The sequence below is a fragment of the Paenibacillus violae genome, from assembly GCF_032461945.1.
In the GTDB taxonomy this organism is placed as follows: Bacteria; Bacillota; Bacilli; order Paenibacillales; family NBRC-103111; genus Paenibacillus_E; species Paenibacillus_E violae.
Genome location: NZ_JAWCUD010000011.1, coordinates 125,091 through 144,554, shown reverse-complemented (window position 1 = coordinate 144,554; position 19,464 = coordinate 125,091). Strand labels below are relative to the sequence as shown.

General features: G+C 43.7%; 18 protein-coding genes. 16 read left to right on the top strand and 2 right to left on the bottom strand.

Annotation, left to right across the window (positions count from 1 at the left end; translation table 11 throughout):
• Nucleotides 1–3 precede the first annotated feature (3 nt).
• From RQP52_RS26985 to RQP52_RS26970, 4 genes are all read left to right on the top strand, one after another.
• Nucleotides 4–1,422 carry an NAD-dependent malic enzyme gene (locus tag RQP52_RS26985; RefSeq protein WP_315954715.1) on the top strand — a complete coding sequence of 473 codons (1,419 nt, stop codon included), beginning with the start codon at nucleotides 4–6 and terminating at the stop codon, nucleotides 1,420–1,422.
• Nucleotides 1,423–1,471: 49 nt separating this feature from the next.
• Nucleotides 1,472–1,714 carry an HPr family phosphocarrier protein gene (locus RQP52_RS26980; RefSeq protein WP_315954714.1) on the top strand — a complete coding sequence of 81 codons (243 nt, stop codon included), beginning with the start codon at nucleotides 1,472–1,474 and terminating at the stop codon, nucleotides 1,712–1,714.
• 63 nt (nucleotides 1,715–1,777) lie between these two features.
• Nucleotides 1,778–2,269: a hypothetical protein gene (locus RQP52_RS26975; RefSeq protein ID WP_315954713.1), complete on the top strand. Its 492-nt coding sequence runs from the start codon at nucleotides 1,778–1,780 to the stop codon at nucleotides 2,267–2,269.
• 335 nt (nucleotides 2,270–2,604) lie between these two features.
• The gene (locus RQP52_RS26970) at nucleotides 2,605–3,786 is read left to right on the top strand and encodes a cation:proton antiporter (RefSeq protein ID WP_315954712.1); all 1,182 of its coding nucleotides are present in this window, start codon (nucleotides 2,605–2,607) and stop codon (nucleotides 3,784–3,786) included.
• A gap of 106 nt (nucleotides 3,787–3,892) precedes the next feature.
• Here the strand turns inward: RQP52_RS26970 and RQP52_RS26965 are convergent, their stop codons facing one another.
• Nucleotides 3,893–4,468, bottom strand: a complete 576-nt coding sequence (locus RQP52_RS26965) for a GbsR/MarR family transcriptional regulator (RefSeq protein WP_315954711.1) — start codon at nucleotides 4,466–4,468, stop codon at nucleotides 3,893–3,895.
• Nucleotides 4,469–4,700: 232 nt separating this feature from the next.
• Between RQP52_RS26965 and RQP52_RS26960 the strand changes: the two genes are divergently transcribed.
• From RQP52_RS26960 to RQP52_RS26950, 3 genes are read left to right on the top strand one after another with little or no spacing between them, the layout of a single operon-like run.
• A complete protein-coding gene (locus RQP52_RS26960; RefSeq protein ID WP_315954710.1) occupies nucleotides 4,701–5,924 on the top strand; it encodes a quaternary amine ABC transporter ATP-binding protein in 1,224 nt (407 codons plus the stop codon).
• Complete coding sequence (locus tag RQP52_RS26955; protein WP_315954709.1) at nucleotides 5,899–6,732, top strand: ABC transporter permease; 834 nt, start codon at nucleotides 5,899–5,901, stop codon at nucleotides 6,730–6,732. Before RQP52_RS26960 ends, RQP52_RS26955 begins: the two co-directional genes overlap by 26 nt.
• A 5-nt stretch (nucleotides 6,733–6,737) precedes the next feature.
• Nucleotides 6,738–7,631, top strand: coding sequence for a glycine betaine ABC transporter substrate-binding protein (locus RQP52_RS26950; RefSeq protein WP_379174441.1), 894 nt, complete (start codon nucleotides 6,738–6,740; stop codon nucleotides 7,629–7,631).
• 118 nt (nucleotides 7,632–7,749) lie between these two features.
• Here the strand turns inward: RQP52_RS26950 and RQP52_RS26945 are convergent, their stop codons facing one another.
• Nucleotides 7,750–9,030, bottom strand: a complete 1,281-nt coding sequence (locus RQP52_RS26945; protein ID WP_315954707.1) for an ArsB/NhaD family transporter — start codon at nucleotides 9,028–9,030, stop codon at nucleotides 7,750–7,752.
• 475 nt (nucleotides 9,031–9,505) lie between these two features.
• Between RQP52_RS26945 and RQP52_RS26940 the strand changes: the two genes are divergently transcribed.
• The 9 genes from RQP52_RS26940 to RQP52_RS26900 all read left to right on the top strand — a co-directional run bounded on the left by RQP52_RS26940 (nucleotide 9,506) and on the right by RQP52_RS26900 (nucleotide 19,458).
• Nucleotides 9,506–11,296 carry a sensor histidine kinase gene (locus RQP52_RS26940; protein WP_315954706.1) on the top strand — a complete coding sequence of 597 codons (1,791 nt, stop codon included), beginning with the start codon at nucleotides 9,506–9,508 and terminating at the stop codon, nucleotides 11,294–11,296.
• Nucleotides 11,268–12,869, top strand: coding sequence for a response regulator (locus RQP52_RS26935; protein ID WP_315954705.1), 1,602 nt, complete (start codon nucleotides 11,268–11,270; stop codon nucleotides 12,867–12,869). The genes RQP52_RS26940 and RQP52_RS26935 overlap by 29 nt, the downstream gene beginning before the upstream one ends.
• Before the next feature lie 211 nt (nucleotides 12,870–13,080).
• A complete protein-coding gene (locus RQP52_RS26930) occupies nucleotides 13,081–13,974 on the top strand; it encodes a carbohydrate ABC transporter permease (RefSeq protein ID WP_315954704.1) in 894 nt (297 codons plus the stop codon).
• Nucleotides 13,975–13,987: 13 nt separating this feature from the next.
• Complete coding sequence (locus RQP52_RS26925) at nucleotides 13,988–14,818, top strand: carbohydrate ABC transporter permease (protein ID WP_315954703.1); 831 nt, start codon at nucleotides 13,988–13,990, stop codon at nucleotides 14,816–14,818.
• Between the two features lie 113 nt (nucleotides 14,819–14,931).
• Entirely contained in the window at nucleotides 14,932–16,260 is a 1,329-nt protein-coding gene (locus RQP52_RS26920; RefSeq protein WP_315954702.1) for an ABC transporter substrate-binding protein, read from the top strand.
• 88 nt (nucleotides 16,261–16,348) lie between these two features.
• Nucleotides 16,349–17,266 carry a dihydrodipicolinate synthase family protein gene (locus RQP52_RS26915; protein WP_315954701.1) on the top strand — a complete coding sequence of 306 codons (918 nt, stop codon included), beginning with the start codon at nucleotides 16,349–16,351 and terminating at the stop codon, nucleotides 17,264–17,266.
• A 37-nt stretch (nucleotides 17,267–17,303) separates the two neighbouring features.
• The gene (locus RQP52_RS26910) at nucleotides 17,304–17,999 is read left to right on the top strand and encodes an N-acetylmannosamine-6-phosphate 2-epimerase (RefSeq protein ID WP_315954883.1); all 696 of its coding nucleotides are present in this window, start codon (nucleotides 17,304–17,306) and stop codon (nucleotides 17,997–17,999) included.
• Nucleotides 17,996–18,976, top strand: coding sequence for an ROK family protein (locus RQP52_RS26905; RefSeq protein WP_315954700.1), 981 nt, complete (start codon nucleotides 17,996–17,998; stop codon nucleotides 18,974–18,976). The genes RQP52_RS26910 and RQP52_RS26905 overlap by 4 nt, the downstream gene beginning before the upstream one ends.
• A complete protein-coding gene (locus RQP52_RS26900; RefSeq protein WP_315954699.1) occupies nucleotides 18,973–19,458 on the top strand; it encodes a YhcH/YjgK/YiaL family protein in 486 nt (161 codons plus the stop codon). The genes RQP52_RS26905 and RQP52_RS26900 overlap by 4 nt, the downstream gene beginning before the upstream one ends.
• The last annotated feature ends 6 nt before the right edge of the window (nucleotides 19,459–19,464 follow it).

Sequence of the window (19,464 nt, the reverse complement as noted above, 5' to 3'; positions counted from 1 at the left end):
CACATGAAAAATACAATGGGTGGTAAAAGCATTATTTTACGTCTGGAACTGCTGACAGAGCAGATTCACTTCGGTCAATTGATCACGATGATTACGGAAAACGGTGGGGATGTCATCGCGATTGATGTCATCCAAACAGGTGCGAATTGGACGGTTCGAGACATTACGGTAACAGCATTGGAGCAAACCCAGTTGGACAAAATTGTTGCCAGGATGAAGGATCTCTCGGGCGTGAGACTCATACATGTCTCAGATCGCACATTTTTACTTCATCTCGGCGGTAAAATCGAAATGAAGCCCAAATCGCCCATCCAGAACAGGGATGATTTATCCCGGGTGTATACACCGGATGTCGCCAGAGTCTGTATGGCAATCCATGAGAATGAGGATAACGCCTACAAGTTGACGATTAAGCGGAATACAGTCGCTGTTGTCTCCGATGGCAGTGCCGTACTAGGACTTGGCAACATCGGACCTTATGCGGCAATGCCAGTTATGGAAGGCAAGGCGATGCTATTCAAGCAGTTTGCTGATGTTGATGCGTTTCCCATTTGTTTGAACACGCAAAGTACAGATGAAATCGTTACAAGCATCAAGCACTTGGCCCCAGGTTTTGGCGGTATTAATTTGGAGGACATTTCTTCACCTCGATGCTTTGAGATTGAAGAGCGGCTCCGGAATGAACTGGATATCCCCGTTTTTCATGACGACCAACATGGCACGGCCGTCGTATTATATGCAGGGCTCATTAACGCTTTGAGAGTAGTTGGCAAACAGATTAATGAGGCTAAAGTTGTCGTGTGCGGAGTTGGCGCAGCGGGAATTGCTTGCTCCAACATTTTGCTTGCAGCAGGTGTGAAAGAGTTGATTGGCGTTGACCGGGATGGCGCGTTACTACGCACGAATGAGTATGCAAACCCGATATGGAAGGAGTATGCGGAACGAACGAACCCTAACCTACGATCTGGTTCCCTACATGAAGTCATTGAAGGAGCAGATGTGTTCATTGGCTTGTCCGCTGGGGGCTTACTGAAAAGGGGAGATGTGGAACGGATGGCGGTAAACCCTGTCGTGTTCGTCATGGCCAATCCAACGCCTGAAATTCATCCGGATGAAATCGAAGACATTGCTGGGGTCATTGCAACGGGGCGATCGGATTTTCCAAATCAAATTAACAATGTACTTTGTTTTCCAGGTATTTTCCGTGCAACCTTGGACTGCCAAGCCTCCACAATCAATGAAGAGATGAAGTTAGCTGCCTCAGCAGCGATTGCCTCCGTAGTAACGCAGCAGGAACTGAATAAGCTTTATATCATTCCAAGTGTGTTTAATCAAGAAGTCGTTAGACGTATTCGTGAAGCCGTCATTCATGCAGCTATTCAAACTGGTGTGGCAAGGCGAATCCCCCGTGAGTTTCGCTAGGTAGATTAATCTGTTCGAGCAACGACGAAGCAAGAATGGAGAGGTTGGTATGGGTGGTTTGGAAACAAAAGCCATTATAGAAATCAATCAAGCAGCGAATCAATTCCAATCCAGTATTGTCATTCAGGTTGGCATGAGGTTTATTGATGTGAAAAGCATTCTGGGTCTAAGTGTCACTTTATTCAACAATCAAACGTACAAGCTTGATATTCAAGGTCCTGATGAAGAAGAGGCTATAGAGGTCCTGAAGGGGATCTTTGACAAACACGGTCTTAAGATAACTCTAAAATAAGCGCAAGAAAAAGCAACGAGAGATGATGTCTTTCGTTGCTTTTTACTTCATTATATGAATTAAGTGCAGACCGCTAAACAGGGTATTGTTGATCTTGCAGAGTATGTTGGCGTCTCGAGAGATAAGGTTCTTGCTGGTAAAGACGATGATTTAGCTAATGTAAATTTAAGACCTCCAGGTGCACTGGATTGGATTGATACTATTGCTAGCATAAAATTTGAAGATGAAGAAATACTAATTTTCCCACTAGATGGGGGGATCGAAGGATATTTGCTTCATGGACCGGAGTTATTGCAAAACTGTAATAAATTTTTTGGGTATAAACAATTTCATATGGAAGAATGGGCATCAGACTTTCCAACTTTTGGATTTCATATAGATATAAAAAATAGTCAGATCGAAATATGGTATGCAGATGTATTTTCAAATATCGTTCAACGACTTCAAGAGAAATGGCAGGATTGGAAGGTAATCGACCACTTTGATAGATTTGAAGCACAACTTGAAAATTTAAAAGGTAGACTGCAGTTTCAAACTGAAGATACTAGTAAGTAAAGTCAGCCCCTATGCCTATATGCATGAGAATTACAGCATGCCAAACACTATCCGCGAAGACATCATTCGATACGCTTTTTCAATGTTCGAGGACAATGAAAAATGAAGTAAAATAAGAATCTTAAAGTTGTTCGAAAAAGAATCTATGTTTAGGCATGCGTAGAATCTAACGAATTCTGCAACAACAATAACGGAGCACCGCGGCTAAGCGGGCTCCGTTTTCTAATTAATTATGGAATATCAAATTTTTCGAGCATTGAGCGAACAATTGTAGTGAAGATAATGAAACATAAATTTACACATAATAGCAACAAGGCATATTATAGGAGGTTTCAATGATTCACTACTGGCTTGTACTGCTCGGAATCGCAGTTGCAATCGCTTATTTGGCGGATAAAATAAAACAACCGTATCCAACATTGCTTGTCGTTGCGGGACTTTTGCTTGGTATTTTCCCTATTGAAGCTCTTCATGAATTTAAAACCTACGTAGCTTCGGATCATGTCTTTCAAACAGCTGTGATATTAATTTTCCTGTCAGCGCTAATTGGAGATGCTGCACTAAAGCTTCCTTTTGGCGAAATCAAGGAAAACAAACGTCCGATATTATTACTGGCGTTGTTAGGAACCTTTATGACATTTATACTGATAGCCGCGCTTTCATATTTCTTACTCGGCCTCGATTTGCAAAAAGCGCTTGTCTTTGGCGCATTAATGGCAGCCACAGATCCGGTCTCCGTATTAACGATCTTTAAGTCAATGGGTTTGAACAAGAAGTTGTCCATTATCGTTGAAGGAGAGAGTTTGGCGAATGATGGAGTAGCTGTTGTCCTTTTGAAAATAGCTTTGGTAACAACGGTACTAAGCATGTCTGGTGTATTACATGGAGCATTGGAGTTTGTTAAAGTTGTTCTAGGAGGCATAGTCATTGGTGTTGTAACAGGCTACATTACCTCAAAAATAACCTCAAGCATTGATAATTATCTGGTGGAGATCGGGCTTTCAATTGTCCTGTTCTATGGAGCATTTGAGTTAGCTGAAATGTTCCATTTCTCCGGTGTCATTTCGGTTGTTTTTGCAGGACTCTTGTTAGGAACTTACGGAAAAAATATCGGCATGTCCAATTTAACACTTGACAAAATGGACTCCTTTTGGGAAACAATAGCTTTTATAGCAAACGCATTGATCTTTCTCATGGTTGGTCTTGAAATTTCAAATATTGATTTCTCTGAGAAGTGGATTCAAATCGGTGGAAGCATTCTCATTGTTCTGACGGCAAGGTTCATTGCTGTCTATGTTAGCCTTATCTTTGATAAAGAAATACCTGCCATCTGGAAGCCGATTATAGCATGGGGCGGGTTAAAAGGATCCCTGTCTATTGCGTTAATCTTGAGCATTTCTCCGGATTTTGATGGCCGTGACTTAATATTGGCTATGACGTTTAGTAATGTAGTTTTTTCACTGATTGTTCAAGGAACAACAATAAGTCCTCTTGTAAAGAGACTCAAAGTTAATTGAATCCGATAAAATGACGTAAACCACATTGAGGTGAAATCATCTTGAAGTGGTTTTATTTGTGCATCAATTCTCCTATGGATGAACTGTTGAGCATACAGAGTGAAACTTAATTAGTTTGATCCTGAGGTGAATCTTTAGGTATCAAGTTGAAAATATCACCTGTTTCAAAAGAGTCAATAAGTCGATCAAGCCATTGATAATATCGAATTGCCTCATCGATTTTGTCGAGATCCGTTTGAAGTATTACTTGCAGGGCTGCATCATCAGGGTATTGCTGATTAAGCTGATTAAGTTCTTTTTTTGACTTATTCAGAGAACTAAGGTTAATTTCTAAAGCTTTACGCCATTTCAGTGAAAAGTAATCAGAGAAGGTTTGAAACCAGTCCATTTCGACCTCGTAGAGATCTTTTCGTGATCCCTTCTCCCAAACTTTATTGACCATTTTCAAATCAACCAGCGTACGCACACCTGTGCTCATACTGGTTTTACTCATTTCCATCGCTTCTCGCATATCATCGAGAGTCATGGGCTTGTTTTGGAAGAATAGCATTCCGTACAGATGACCAATCGACTGGGTGATGCCATAGAGATCCATGTTCTTTCCAATAGATTCAATGACACGTTTGCGAGCTTTTTGAATAATCAGTTCCTGATCTAAGCTTATGTTTTGTAGTTGTTCCATTCCAAGTTTCACCCTGCCTTTATGTTTACATCGTTATTGTAAGAGACTATTTTAATAAAGTAAAGAAAGTCATGTGACCGAATTCGGGAGCATGTAGGCGTACCATGATTATATTGTACAGTTTTTTCTGTACAAACGGAATAAACAGAATTTACTGTTGACATAACCTGTTTTAGTTCTTTACACTTAAAGAGGTAACAGGGCATTAACGTATACAGAAAGGAGTGAGCGTATGGCAATTATTGATGTTCATCAGGTAACCAAAGTATTTGGGCCTGATCCCGAGTCTGTTCTTCCGCTAATGGCCAAAAAGTATTCAAAAGAACAGATCTACAGGGAAACCAAGCATACAGTGGGGGTCAACGAAGTCAGCTTTTCAGTAGAACCTGGTGAAATTTTTGTCATCATGGGGCTGTCAGGCAGTGGGAAATCAACATTAGTCCGCCTGCTAAACAGGTTAATCGAACCTACGAATGGGAGTATCCACATTAACGGCCAAAATATCGTCGAAATGACCGATGAAGAACTCCGTCGTGTACGAAGAGAAATGATTTCTATGGTATTCCAGAAGTTTGCTCTATTCCCGCATAGAACGGTTGTGCAGAATGTGGAATATGGGCTTGAAGTTCAGAGAAGGAGCAAGAGTGAGAAACGTTTGAAGGCCATGGAAGCTTTAAGTCTGGTAGGGCTAGAGGATAGGGCCGACAGCATGCCATCGCAATTAAGCGGAGGTATGCAACAAAGGGTAGGCTTGGCCAGAGCGCTTGCAAACGATCCGGATATTCTTTTAATGGATGAGGCTTTTAGCGCATTAGATCCGCTTATCCGCAAGGATATGCAGGATGAACTGTTAGAGCTTCAAGATAAAATGAAGAAAACGATTATTTTTATCACACACGATTTGGATGAAGCCCTTCGTATTGGGGACCGAATTGCGCTCATGAAAGATGGCAGTGTCGTTCAGATTGGGAAGCCGGAAGAGATTATGATGAACCCCGCGAATGAATATGTAGAGAGGTTTGTTGAAGATGTAGATCTGTCCAAAGTTCTAACGGCATCATCCGTGATGCGGAGACCGGAAACGGTAGGCTTTGACAGAGGGCCGAGAGTAGCTCTTCAGCTCATGCGAGAGAGCGGAATATCGAACTTGTTTGTTGTTGATCGCGGGAAAAAACTGCTAGGTGTCATTACGGCTGAAGATGCTTCTGAAGCTATAAAAGCTGGAAAGACGCTCGAGGAAATCGTCATTCGAAATGTGCCGACTGTGGCGCCTGATCAAATGCTTTATGAGTTATTTGAAGTATGTGGAAGCTCTAAATATCCGGTGGGCGTGGTTGACGATAACAATCGTATAATTGGTGTCATTGTGCGCGGAGCCGTCCTCGGAGCGTTAGCCGGGCAGCCCGTTGCTAAAGAGGAGGTGCAAAGCGATGATCTCCAAGATACCGCTGGATGAATGGGTGGAATTTGTCGTTGATAAACTGGAAATGAACTTGGGTATTTTGTTTCAATTCATCTCTACTTGTATCGAGGGAAGTGTAAATGCTCTATCTTTTGTTTTTCATGGTGTTCCAGTTCTATTATTCATTGGATTAGTAAGTGTTCTGGCCTTTTACTTAGGGCGTTGGTCTTTTGCCTTATTTTCGGGGTTAGGTTTATTGCTGATATATAATTTAGGGTTTTGGAGTCATACGATGGATACTTTGGCGCTAGTGTTAACCTCAGCGTTAATTTCAATCGTCATTGGCATTCCAATCGGTGTCTGGTGTGCCCAAAACGATAAGTTTCGTAACTTGGCCACACCGTTGCTCGACTTTATGCAAACAATGCCTGCGTTTGTTTACTTGATTCCTGCTGTCACCTTCTTCGGATTAGGCGTGGTTCCGGGTGTTATTGCCTCTGTTATCTTTGCAGTGCCTCCAACGATTCGACTTACGAATTTGGGAATTCGTCAAGTCGCTGAAGATTTAGTGGAGGCAGCCGATGCATTTGGCTCAACTCCTTCACAGAAGTTGTTCAAACTCCAGTTCCCCTTAGCATTGCCGTCCATCATGGCAGGAATGAATCAAACGATCATGCTTTCCTTATCGATGGTCGTTATTGCATCCATGATTGGAGCCCAAGGTATTGGTGCTGATGTCTACCGCGCAGTGACGCAGATTAAAACAGGCCAAGGGTTTGAAGCAGGCTTGTCCATTGTCGTATTAGCCATACTTTTGGACCGTATGACACAGTACATTCTCAAAAGAAAAAGGAGCGTATGAATTTGCTGAAAAATAAAGCGAAAATAGGGATGTTGGTCAGTTTAGTTGCAGTAATGGTCATGACAGGGTGCTCCAAAGACGCATCGTCATCGGCAGAAGAAACGCTCGGAAGCCAGGTTCATCATGAAATTATTGGGATCGACCCAGGAGCGGGATTGATGAAACAAACGGCTCAGTCAATCAAAGATTACGATCTAAAGGATTGGAAGTTGGTAGAGGGTTCAAGCGCGGCAATGACAGCAGCTCTTGATAAGGCTTATAAAGATAAGAAGCCGATCATTGTAACAGGCTGGACCCCGCACTGGATGTTTGCCAAATATGATCTAAAATACTTAAACGATCCGAAAGGCGTCTTTGGTAAAGATGAGCAAATCCATACAATCGTCCGCAATAATTTGAAAAAGGAGGCTCCATCTGCATATACAATGCTAGATAGATTTGAATGGACGCCTGAGGAGATGGCTGTTGTAATGTCGGCAATTGCTGAAGGCAAGAAACCGGAAGAAGCCGCAGCCAATTGGGTAAAGGATAACGCCAGCAAGGTTGACGGCTGGGTGAAAGATCTCTCCCAAGATAAGGGGAAGAAGTTGAAGTTGGCTTATGTAGCGTGGGATTCGGAGATTGCAAGTACGAATGTTGTGAAAACTGTCTTGGAAGATAAGCTGGGCTATAAAGTGGAAATGCTTCAAGTTGAGGCTGGTCCTATGTGGGCCGGTATCTCTGACGGTAGTGCTGACGCGTTAGTTGCAGCATGGCTTCCAACAACGCATAAAGATTACTTTGATAAATTTGCCGGTAAATTTGAAGATTTGGGACCGAACTTGAACGGTACGAAGCTGGGAGTAGTTGTTCCAACGTACATGAATATCGATTCGATCGCTGATTTGAATACAAAATAATGAAGTACAAGAAGAGCCGGTGATGAACTGGCTCTTCTTTAAGTTTAGTGAGCTTCTTTTTCTTGATTCCGGATGTTTCGGACAGATCGTTCCTCTTTCCAGATTGCAATCCTCCTAGCTAAATTAAAAAGCGGACATAGATATAAATACTGGCTAATACGACGGAGAACAACATGAGGGGGAAGCCATATTTCATAAAAGTAACGAATTTAATCGGATAACCTTCTTTGCTTGACAACCCAGCAACGATCAAATTGGCGCTCGCTCCAATTAATGTCCCGTTTCCGCCCAAACATGCACCAAGCGCTAAACTCCACCATAAAGGTTCCAGGTTATCTACTCCCATATTGCCCATTTCTTGTATCATTGGAATCATTGTTGCGACAAAAGGGATATTGTCTAAAAAAGCTGACGCAATCGCACTTAGCCATAGGATTAACATGGATGTCGCGATTGGATTACCTCCTGTCAGCTCAATCGCTTGCGCGGCTAGTTTGGAGATGACGCCCGTTTCCACTAGCCCTGAGACTAACACGAACAAACCGATGAAAAAGAATATTGTGGTCCATTCCACCTTGGTGAAGGCATTTTCCATGGCGTGTTCACCAGTTAAAAGAAGTAGAATAAAAGCACCTGTCAAGGCGACGGTTGCTGACTCCAGATGGAGCATTTGATGCAGGAAAAAACCAATGATTGTAAGCCCTAAGATAGAGACACTTTTAATCAATAAAGTACGGTTTGTAATGACTTCTTTCTCGTCAATGTGCATGATGCTCATCTTTAATTCAGGCGTCGTTTGAATTTGCTTACGAAACAGGAGAACAAAAATAGGCAGCATGCAAACCATGATAATAACGGCGATAGGAGTAAGGTTATTGATAAATGCTATGAACGTTAATTCTTTAACTGCACTGCCGATCATGATATTCGGCGGATCCCCGATTAGAGTCGCTGTACCGCCAATATTAGAAGCGAGGATTTGTGTGATCAGAAAAGGAACAGGATTCACTTTTAACTGCCTAGTTATACTGAATGTAACGGGCACCATCAAAAGTACGGTCGTAACGTTGTCAAGAAAGGCAGACCCAACTGCAGTAATGAGCACGAGTGAAATTAAAATACGAACAGGGTCACCCTTCGCTTTCTTAGCAGAGACAAGAGCGATATATCGGAATAACCCAGTTTCTGCAGTAATGCTAACAATGATCATCATGCCTATAAGCAGCCCTAAGGTATTAAAATCAATATGGTGTAAAGCGTCTTCTTGATTAACTACACCTAGGATGACCATGAGGACGCCGCCGAGCATAGCGATGATCGTACGATGAATTTTCTCGGCAATGATCATGCCGTATGTCACTAAAAAGATGCCAATTGCTAAAATCGCTTGTTGTTCCATAATTTTCCTCCTACATGTTATTTGCGTTTTGATAAAAAATATCCAATAAGGATATTCATATACGCTCCTTTCTTTGCATAAAAAGAGAGCCCAACCAAGGGCTCGGCATGGCTAAAAAAAACCAAAAGGAGCCCTTGGTGACAGGCTCCTCCAAAATACAACAAATATTTAATTACTTCATGATATGAATAGCTTACATAGAATATTCATTTGCGTTATAAATTTACAATGAAGTAAGGTTTATGTCAAGTAATTTCACGCTTAAATCCTTTTACCATGAGCGGCAATGGAGGAGTTTCTAAGTATATTGACGGAGTGGAGCAATAGATGATCTAAATTGTACCTATGCGCATAGTGTGGTAGACTTCACCTAAAAGTTGCTCTTCGTTTTCGTTCTCAAATTGGAGAATGGGGGAGGAGGGCAGGTAAATTTTAAGCAGAGTGGGGTCGCGCCATGCAATGGGTGAAAAAATCAATGCAACGCTGGAATTCTATTCACAACCAGATTCTTTTTTTCATTCTGTTGTTTCTCATTATTCCCCTATTTATTAGCGCCTTTTGGATCGATAAGCCTTTAGAGCGCGTGATTGAGAATAAAATCGGCAATGCGACATCAGAAGCTTTGTACCAAATCGATTTCAATATTGAGTTATTGCTGCAGGATATGCTGAAATCCGCGGTAGACATCTCAACGAACCCCAATATGACCTCCCTGCTGAAACAGCCGAATTCCGTTACCTATTACGAAAAGCTGCGGCTTGCAGATAACGCAATGAATAAGCTTTATTCTTCTTATTTTTCGGAAAGCTATGTAACTTTGCTCGATATGCACGGTAATTGGTTAAGCAACAAAATTGTTCAACAAGATTTATATGACGAGTATGTTCAATCGGATTGGTATAAAGAGATGTTAACAGAACCGTTTGGCATTAGCTGGATGGCGAATGACAGCAGCAATTATATTTATTACGACAGGAGTCAGCTCGTTACGCTGATTAAAACCATAACAGATGTGCAAACCAATCAAAATATCGGGATCGAGCTCTTTAGCGTAAGCGAAAGCGATTTTCGCAAGTATATGTCGAAATTGGACGGCAATGTCATGATCATGGACCAACGGGTGAAAATTATTTCCAGCTCCATGAAAGAGGGCATGGATCCCATAGAGGTTTTACCAGAAGACGTCTCCAAAATATGGGACTCCTCCAAAGGGCAGTTGATTGTGGAAAAAAATCATCGGAAATGGATTGCCAGCTATGACACGATCGGTTTAACCGGCTGGAAATTAATACAGTTTATTCCTTACGATACGGTGTTTAAGGAAATATTTGATTTACGCAGAACGAATATGATCACGGTCGGGATCATCGTCATCGTGTTTATGCTGCTCGCGTTCAGCATATCTTACCGGGTTTCCAAGCCGGTCAAGCTTTTAAATAAACGAATGAAAGAAATAGAGAAAAACGATTTTAACAGCTCATTGGCGCTTTCCGGTCCCAATGAAATTGCTACGCTGATTGATACCTATAACCATATGGCCAGACAAATTCGGGATCTGCTTCAAAGGTTGAAGGAGGAATACGTTCAGAAAGAAGAAATGCGTTTCCGAGCGCTTCAGGCACAGATTAACCCGCATTTTATTTTGAATACGTTGAACAACATCAAATGGATGGCTTACATTCGCAATGACCGGGAGGTCGGGGAGATGCTGTCCAGCCTGGGAAGTATGATGGAAGCGAGTATTGGAAGAGGGGAAACGTTGATTTCGCTCAAAGAGGAAATGGACTATGTTCAGCACTATATTACCCTCATGAAATTGAGATACAACGATAAATTGAGTGTCGAGTTTCATATTCCCGAGCCGTTAATGAAGCAGGAAGCCATTAAATTTATGCTCCAGCCCATTATAGAGAATAGCATTCACCATGGAATTGAGTCGATGGAAGGAAGAGGTGTTATTACGATTAAGGCTATGGCCGACCAAGATCAAAATCAAATGATTTTAACCGTTACAGACAATGGGACAGGGATCCATCCGGACAAAATCGATGAAATCAATCAGAGCTTATTGCAAGGACATGGACATGCTGCATCGCAAAGTATTGGGATTAGGAATGTGCATGAGCGCATCCGGCTTCAATACGGTGAAGGGTACGGTTTGCATATCCAAAGCAAGGCGAACGAGACGACGGTCGAGTTCAAATTGCCGCTCAAAACGATTGAAGAAGGGAATGCTTATGCCTCTGAAAGTACTGCTCGTAGATGACGAATTTTTGGTTCGATTAGGTATAAAATCATTGATTGACTGGGAGCAGCATCAGCTGACCTATGTCGGGGATGCACAGGATGGTTTGGAAGCATTGGAGATTATCGAGAAGACGAGACCCGATATCATGCTGACCGACATTGTCATGCCAAGAATGAACGGTATTGAGCTGATTGAGAAAGTGAAGAGCGAGTATCCGGATACGCATATCATTGTGCTCAGTTCCCATAATGATTATGAATATGTGCGGAAAGCGATGAAATTGGGCGTAGAAGACTATATCTTGAAAGCGTCATTAAAGCCTGAAGAACTTCTGCAAATGTTGCTTGAGGTTTCGAAGAAAATTTCATCAAGCCGTGAGGTTCGGCAGCGCCAAATCGAAACCAAGCCCGCGGTGGAATTGAGTGAAAACGGAGGTTCGCGGCAGCTGAAGCAGTGGATTTTTCAGGGGAATGCCATGGCGGAAGATGCGCATGTTGCGGAAGAAAATAAAGCATTCTTTCTGAATGGCTATGTGTTTGTACTGATGACCATTCATCGTGATCAGCATCGAACGGATAGCTCGGACAAGATGAAGTTAATGAATCTTATATCCTTACAGCTGGATAAGAACACAGAGGGTATATTTCAAGATGTGAATGAGGAAGAAATCGTCCTGCTTTTTCCCAAAAAGAAGGCGGGAACGCATACAATTGACGAAGCGATTAGGTTCGGCAAGGAGATCATTGAGGCCGCAAGAAGATTTATTAATCTATCTCTTAGCATAGGGATTAGTGATGGGTCTCAAGGTATACAGAGTCTGCCAGACGTATACTCGAAGGCGAAACGCGCGCTCCAAAATTATTTTTATGAAGGAAAAGAAAAGGTTTATCTATATGGGGATCATTTGGAGAACATTCAAGTATGGAATGTGATGACGCAAGAGGATGAGACGGTCTTGAAAGTCGAATTGGACCGGATGAACGCGGCGGGGATTAAGCAAGTGCTGGACAGAATATTTGAACGGATGGCAATGTGGAAAGGTCCTGTCGAGAAGTGCATCCAATTGTGTTTACAGCTGCTGCATACGATTCAGAACGGCCTAAAACCTTATGAGGAAGACTTGTTCAAAGAGCTTGAGCAGGAGGAACCCCTATATAAACAAGTCCTGAAGCTTGATGAATTAAACAAGGCGAAGCAATGGTTCGAACAACTGATTGATGACTGCTGCGGTCAAGGGAAAGCACTTGGGGGAGGAAACTTCCGGGAAGATATTCAACAATTGATTCTTTACATGAAATCTAATTATACAGAGGACATCTCTTTGAGGCATGCCGCCGAAAGAGTCAGAATGAGTGAAAATTATTTAAGCTATTTGTTTAAGAAAGAAACGCAGGTGGGCTTTTCGGAATATCTCAATCAAATTCGTGTAGGAAAAGCAGCGGAATTATTGATTGAATCCAAGCTGCCTGTCTATGCGATCGCAGAAAAGGTAGGCTATGAGAATTTTAATTATTTTGGCCGAATCTTTAAGAAAACGATGGGTGTAAGCCCCCAACAATACCGTGTAAAGTTCAAATCCTCCTTATCCTAAGGAGGATTTGTTGTTTTTGTTTGCTCATTCGTAAAAAAGTGAACAATGATCGTGGAAAAGTGAACAGCCGTAAAAACTCCTTATTTTTATGAACAAAACCGATAGATACGTTCCTGTTTTATAAAGTTTCGGTAAACTATAATAATTTCTGTAAGCGCTATACAAATAGAAAAACAACTAGAATAACAGTTTATGATTTGGAGGGGTGAAGATGACGACCAGAGTTGCTAAGGCGTCGCGGTCTATTAGAGGTGAATTTTGGGGGCTCTTTTTTATTGCTCCATTTGCCATCTTGTTTCTTATTTTTGAGATTTACCCGATTGTGAACGCCTTCTATCTTAGTTTTTTCGATTACGGATTAGGGAAGAAGGAATGGATTGGGCTTGGGAACTATGCGGAATTGATGTCAGATCGCGTCTTTTTACGCTCCATCGCCAACACATTCGGTTTTGTTTTCGGTACGGTGCCATTGACATTTATTTTCGCCATATTTGCTTCCGTGCTCATTTATGGCAAACATAAGCATATTGCCTCTTTCTTCAGAGGTGCGTTTTACTTACCGATCATAACTTCTCAAGTCATTCTTTCCTTGATTTGGGCTTGGATCTATAGCCCTGTGAACGGGATTGCCAACTATGCCTTATCTTTGTTCGGCGCAAAGCCGGTCATGTGGCTTTCCGATGAGCGAGTAGCCTTATTAGCGCTGATTCTAGTCGTTGTGACCTTTAACGTGGGACAACCTATTATTTTACTATTAGCTGCTTTGGGTAATATATCTCCTGAGTACTATGAGGCCGCGGATATCGATGGGGCTTCCGCACCAAGAAAGTTCTGGCACATTACGCTGCCGCTCTTGAAACCGACATCATTGTATATTCTGGTCATGTCAACGATATGGGCGTTTCAAACCTTCGTCGTTGTACAGATGCTAACGGGCGGCGGACCTAACTACGCCACTTCCACGATTATGTTTTTGTTATATGAAACCGCATTCGTGTATGGAAAGCTTGGCGCAGCCTCTGCAATGGGCATCATTATTACTGTCTTGATCTCGATTGTGGCCGTTGTTCAGTTTAAGCTCATGAAGTCAGATATTCAATACTAAGGGAGGAGTACTCATGGCTAAATCATCTTACTTGATCATGAAGGCATTGGGGAATATCCTTCTGTATGTATCTGCCGCATTGTTTATCTTTCCGTTGTATTGGATGTTTACCGGCGCTTTTAAGAACCAGTCTTCCAGCGTGAAAATTCCTCCAGACTGGATTCCTACAAAAATAACATTGGCGAACTTCTCCAATCTGATCAATGACGGCTCCATCTTTTATTGGTTATATAATAGCGGTTTCGTTTCTGTTATTGCCACTGTTGGCGTTGTCCTCATTGCATCAATGGCTGGTTACGCTTTAACCAAGCGGAAATTCAAAGGCTCTGAATTTTTCTTTAGCGCCGTCTTAATTGCAATGTTCATTCCTAGACAAATTACCCTTGTCCCTTTATTTACGATGATGCGGGACCTTGGTCTTGTAAACAATTTGGCAAGCGCCATTTTGCCGGTGTTGACCATTCCGTTTGCGGTATTCATGATGAAGCAATTCAGCGAATCCGTACCGACTGAACTGTTGGAAGCCGGAAGAATCGATGGCTGCTCTGAAATCGGATTGTTTTTTAAACTGTTCTTCCCGATCATTAAACCTGCCATTGGCGCGCTTGCCATCTTTACATTTACGTATGCCTGGAACGATTACCTCTGGCAGCTGATTATGCTCAGCGATAAGACCAAAATGACGATAAATGTGGGTATCTCAACACTCGTATCGGAATATGTGGCCAATTATGGGCTGCAAATGGCTGCCGCATCCCTTGGTTTTATACCGGTATTCATCATTTTCATCAGTTTTCAGAAGTATTTCGTGAAAGGTATCACACTTGGCGGTGTAAAGGGTTAAATTTCAAATTGCCCCTAGGATACTACTTTAGGAGGTGAGCCCTCGTCCCAATCGAGCAAGAAAATTGTTTTAACGGTTTCCGATTTGAAGAATTAAAAATTGGAGGGGTTTACATGAAAAAGCTTGCCATTACTTTGTTGTCTTCGGCGTTAGTTGTAACAGCTGCCGCGGGATGCGCCAATACAGACGAGAAAAAGAACGCGGGCAATGCGCCGGCAGCGACAACAGCTTCGAAAGAGAAAGTCGAGCTTACTTGGTGGGTTGATGCACGCGGTGATGTGAAGCAAGTCTATGATGACATCAAAGCAGGATTTGAAAAAGCGAATCCAAATGTGAAAATTAACATGGTTGTAACACCGGATGACAAAATTAATGAACGAATCAGCGTTGCCGCCAATACGAACGAAGTTCCTGACATTCAACAAGGTTCATTCTTCTGGCCATTGTCTTATGCCAAAAAAGGCTTGCTGGTTCCGCTTGACGATATTATTGACAAACAAGACTTCGAAGAAAAAACATTGAAATCCGTTTCGGTTGACAACAAGGTCTATATTTTTCCAAACAGTACAGTAGCTATCGGTCTACTAGTTAATAAAGATTTATTCAAAGCAAAAGGTGCGCTGGATCTGCTCCCTCAAAACATGCAGCCGTGGTCTTCCGAACAGTTTCTAAAAGCGGCAAAGGCAGTGACGGATCCGTCGAAGCAAACTTACGGTTACGGGCTTTATGCTGGGGATTCCGGCGGTGACCAAGGAACTCATTCAATTCTATGGGGTTTTGGCGCAAAAACGTGGAATGAAGACGATACCAAGGCAACTCTGAACTCTCCGGAAGGCGTTAAAGGGCTTGAATTCTTGACCAAGCTGACGGATGAGGGCGTAGTTCCGCCAGGCGCGGCCGGCCTAAAAGCGACTGCGGTATTCAACGATATGTTCGTTCAAGGCAAGCTTGGCATGGCGTTTGGCAATATCGGGAATTTGCCGACGCTGAATAAGGCATTTGCTGAAGGAAATGCCAAGAAATTCGATGTCGATATCGTTCCTTTCCCTTCTGTGGACGGAAAATCTTCAAACACGGTATTGTTCGGTTACGGCACTTGGATGTGGAATACGAAGAATGAAGTGAAAATGAAATGGGCCAAAGAGTTTGTGAAATTTGCCAACAACCCGGAAAACATGGGCAAGATGACCCAAGCGGAATCTGTCATTGTAGCGCGCAAATCGCTTGCGAAAAGCTATGAGCACGGCACAATGAAAAGCAAAACCATTGAATTGTTCAAATATGCAGGAGACATCGGTGTATCCGTTCCAGGATACCCGCAGACTCGCGCTGCTTTCTACCCTGAGGTTCAAGCCGCATTGACGAAGGCCAAAACAGCTCAACAAGCATTGGACGACTGGGTGAAGAAGTCAAACGATATTATTGCAGCTTCGTCGAAATAGATCTTTTTATAAGTGAAAATACGTTTCCGGGGTTCGTATCACCGGAAACGTATTTCATTCAAGACAAAATCAAAGGAGAATGAACAACATGAAAACTTATGACTTAGAGCGATTCAAAGGTATCACAGTAGCTATGTATTCTTGCTATGACGAGAAAGGCGAAGTGAGCAAAGAGGCGGCTAAAAAATTAGCTCGTCACTATGCCAATATTGGCGTGAATGGTTTATACGTGGGAGGCAGCTCCGGGGAAGGGATGCTTCAAAACGTCGAGGAGCGGAAGCAAACGCTTGAGGCGGTCATGGAGGAAGTTGGCCAAGAAATGACGATCATCGCACATGTTGGCGCACCTTCCACCAGAGATAGCGTCGAGCTATCCAAACATGCTGAGCAAGTAGGCGCTCATGCGATATCGGCCGTACCGTCGATTTATTACCGCTTGTCCCCGCAGAGCGTTGAACATCACTGGCAACAGATGATTGACAGCACATCGCTGCCGTTCATTATTTATCATATTCCCCAAACGACAGGGTTTCAATTATCGAAAGCTTTACTTACGAAAATGGCAGCACAAGACAAAGTCATCGGTGTGAAAATATCCGCCGAAAGTACCTTTGAATTGCAGCAGTTTAAAGCAGCTGGAGGAGATGATTTCCTTGTCTTTAACGGTCCGGATGAACAGTACTTGGCAGGCCGAAGCATTGGCGCGGACGGCGGTATCGGCGGCACATACGGTGTTATGCCAGAGTTATTTATGAAAATTGAACAGTGCTATGTTGAGGGGAAAACGGAAGAAGCCCGCAAATGGCAGTTTATTGTGAACGATCTGATTGCGGAATTGCTGTCATTCCCATCCTTGTATGGTGCTTGCAAACAGATACTGAAGCTGCGCGGTTTGAACACCGGCGAAGCGAGATTGCCGTTCTTGCCAGTGCCAGAGGCGGAAATTAGCCGTTTAGAAGCAATCAACGAGAAAATCTTGTCGTATATCAACCAAGCTCAGGTCTAATTCATTTTTGGGAGAGGAAGGATGACACATGAGTAAAATGAGCAGCTTTTTTCCTGAAAAAGGGTTAATTGTTTCCTGTCAGGCACTTGCAGACGAACCTTTGCACGGCGGCGACACGATGACGAAAATGGCAAGAGCCGCGGTGCAATCCGGAGCAATCGGCATTCGCACGAACGGTGTATTTGATATTCTTTGCATTAAACAAGAAGTTGATGTGCCTGTGATCGGACTCATCAAACGAGATATCCCGGACTCGGCTATTTTTATAACCCCAACCCTTACCGAGGTGAAAGCCATCGTATCGGCTGGAGCGGATATTGTCGCTTTGGATGTCACGGACCGCGAGGGACGGTTGGAGGCTGTGAAGCCCTTGATTGCTTATGCCCACGAGCATGGAGTGGCTGTTATGGCGGATATCTCCACGTTGGAGGAAGGGGTGGCCGCAGAGAAACTGGGCGTAGATTTCATCGGAACGACACTTTCGGGTTATACGCCTTACAGCCGGCAGCAAGACGAGCCTGACTTCGAGCTGTTGTCTCAATTGTGCGCGTCTGTGCAGGTTCCCGTCGTTGCGGAAGGCCGCATTTGGACACCGGAGGATGCGGCTAAGGCGATGAAAGCCGGGGTCCCTTACGTTGTTGTCGGAAGTGCGATTACCCGTCCACAGCTGATTACTTCGCGATATGTGAATGCCCTGCGTAATAGCATGGATTCGGGGGAAGTGAAGCGATGAATTCCGGATGGTATGACGCTCAATCCCCTTACGCGATTGGTGTGGACATCGGCGGTACCAAAATAAATACGGGCATCGTCTGTGAGTCGGGAGAAGTCCTTCATTCGCTTAGCCTCAGCACCTTAGCGGGGCAAACGCATACGGGCAATCGGGCAATGGAAGCAGTTGAAAATTTGCTCCAGAAAGTGGTGCTGGAGCAGCCCGACTTTCGGGTACGGGGGATCGGTATCGGAAGCGCCGGGCAGATTGAATGGGCGAGCGGTCATATTCGATTTTCCTCCGATCTTATACCGGGTTATCAAGGTACGCAGCTTAAGAAGATGATGGAAGAAAGATTTCATCTGCCTGTACACGTCGATAACGATGTGAACGTACTTGCACTCACGGAAAAGCGGTTTGGAGCGGGAAAGGGAATCGATAACTTTATATGCCTTGCACTCGGAACCGGGGTGGGGGGAGCTATCGTAGTTGAAGGCCGCTTAGTGCATGGCGCATGGGGCGGGGCAGGTGAGATTGGCCATATGTCCGTTAATTTTCAAGGACCCTTCTGCATATGCGGAGGGCGTGGTTGTCTGGAGCAATACGCATCCGGGACCAGTATAGCCAGAAGGATGAGAGAGAAGCTGGTATCCGAAGGGCTTCCTGTGGAGGATGTGGATACGCGCGAAGTTTTTGCCCGGTGGCAGGCTGGCGAACCGCTGGCTAGTACGATCATGGAAGAAACGATAGCCGCTCTAGGCACAGGTATTGCTTCATTGATTCACACGTTTAATCCGGGGCTGATTGTCATCGGCGGCGGCGTTGCAGAAGCAGGTGAGCTTCTGTTTGACCGGCTGCGTCAAGAAGTGCGCAGTCGAACGATGGCTTCAATGTTGGATGCCGTTCGCATCGAGCCGGCCTACAAAGGCAATTGGAGCGGCATGATCGGCGCGGCTTTGCAAATCTGGGAATACGCAGACGAAGGGGTGCAGCTGTGATTATAGGAAATAGGGAGAATTGGAGCAAGGAACGCCAGTTTGTCCATCCGGTGCTTAGGAAAATCATAGATGCGGTACAAACCGTGGATTTCTCCAAGATTGGGAATGGCAGATATGTGTTACAAGGTGACGATATTTACTATACGGTTATGGAACTGAATGCAAGGGATGTGCAAGAAACCCGGGCGGAGAAGCATAACACGTATATCGACATTCACTTTTTGTTAGACGGCAAAGAAACGATTGGTTGGGCGGGAGAATCTTCTAATCTTACCGTGGTTGAAAGCAGCAAAGAGAATGATTATAGCTTGTACGATTCTGCTGCCGGGGAACAGTTCCTGGAGCTTACCCCAGGCATGTACGCTGTCTTTTATCCGCATGATGTTCATAGGCCAGGCCTGAGGGGAAAAGACGACCCTGCTCCTTCCCGCATACGGAAAGCGGTCGTGAAAGTCAACAAAGACCTTTTCATAGGAGGATAGTCCAGG

Excerpts from the sequence above, each read along its gene's own strand:
- RQP52_RS26905 (WP_315954700.1), top strand. The coding sequence starts at position 17,996 with ATGAATTCCGGATGGTATGACGCTCAATCCCCTTACGCGATTGGTGTG.
- RQP52_RS26945 (WP_315954707.1), bottom strand. The coding sequence starts at position 9,030 with ATGGAACAACAAGCGATTTTAGCAATTGGCATCTTTTTAGTGACATAC.
- RQP52_RS26940 (WP_315954706.1), top strand. The coding sequence starts at position 9,506 with ATGCAACGCTGGAATTCTATTCACAACCAGATTCTTTTTTTCATTCTG.
- RQP52_RS26915 (WP_315954701.1), top strand. The coding sequence starts at position 16,349 with ATGAAAACTTATGACTTAGAGCGATTCAAAGGTATCACAGTAGCTATG.
- RQP52_RS26965 (WP_315954711.1), bottom strand. The coding sequence starts at position 4,468 with ATGGAACAACTACAAAACATAAGCTTAGATCAGGAACTGATTATTCAA.
- RQP52_RS26970 (WP_315954712.1), top strand. The coding sequence starts at position 2,605 with ATGATTCACTACTGGCTTGTACTGCTCGGAATCGCAGTTGCAATCGCT.
- RQP52_RS26960 (WP_315954710.1), top strand. The coding sequence starts at position 4,701 with ATGGCAATTATTGATGTTCATCAGGTAACCAAAGTATTTGGGCCTGAT.
- RQP52_RS26925 (WP_315954703.1), top strand. The coding sequence starts at position 13,988 with ATGGCTAAATCATCTTACTTGATCATGAAGGCATTGGGGAATATCCTT.
- RQP52_RS26980 (WP_315954714.1), top strand. The coding sequence starts at position 1,472 with ATGGGTGGTTTGGAAACAAAAGCCATTATAGAAATCAATCAAGCAGCG.
- RQP52_RS26955 (WP_315954709.1), top strand. The coding sequence starts at position 5,899 with ATGATCTCCAAGATACCGCTGGATGAATGGGTGGAATTTGTCGTTGAT.
- RQP52_RS26920 (WP_315954702.1), top strand. The coding sequence starts at position 14,932 with ATGAAAAAGCTTGCCATTACTTTGTTGTCTTCGGCGTTAGTTGTAACA.
- RQP52_RS26910 (WP_315954883.1), top strand. The coding sequence starts at position 17,304 with ATGAGCAGCTTTTTTCCTGAAAAAGGGTTAATTGTTTCCTGTCAGGCA.
- RQP52_RS26935 (WP_315954705.1), top strand. The coding sequence starts at position 11,268 with ATGCCTCTGAAAGTACTGCTCGTAGATGACGAATTTTTGGTTCGATTA.
- RQP52_RS26985 (WP_315954715.1), top strand. The coding sequence starts at position 4 with ATGAAAAATACAATGGGTGGTAAAAGCATTATTTTACGTCTGGAACTG.
- RQP52_RS26930 (WP_315954704.1), top strand. The coding sequence starts at position 13,081 with ATGACGACCAGAGTTGCTAAGGCGTCGCGGTCTATTAGAGGTGAATTT.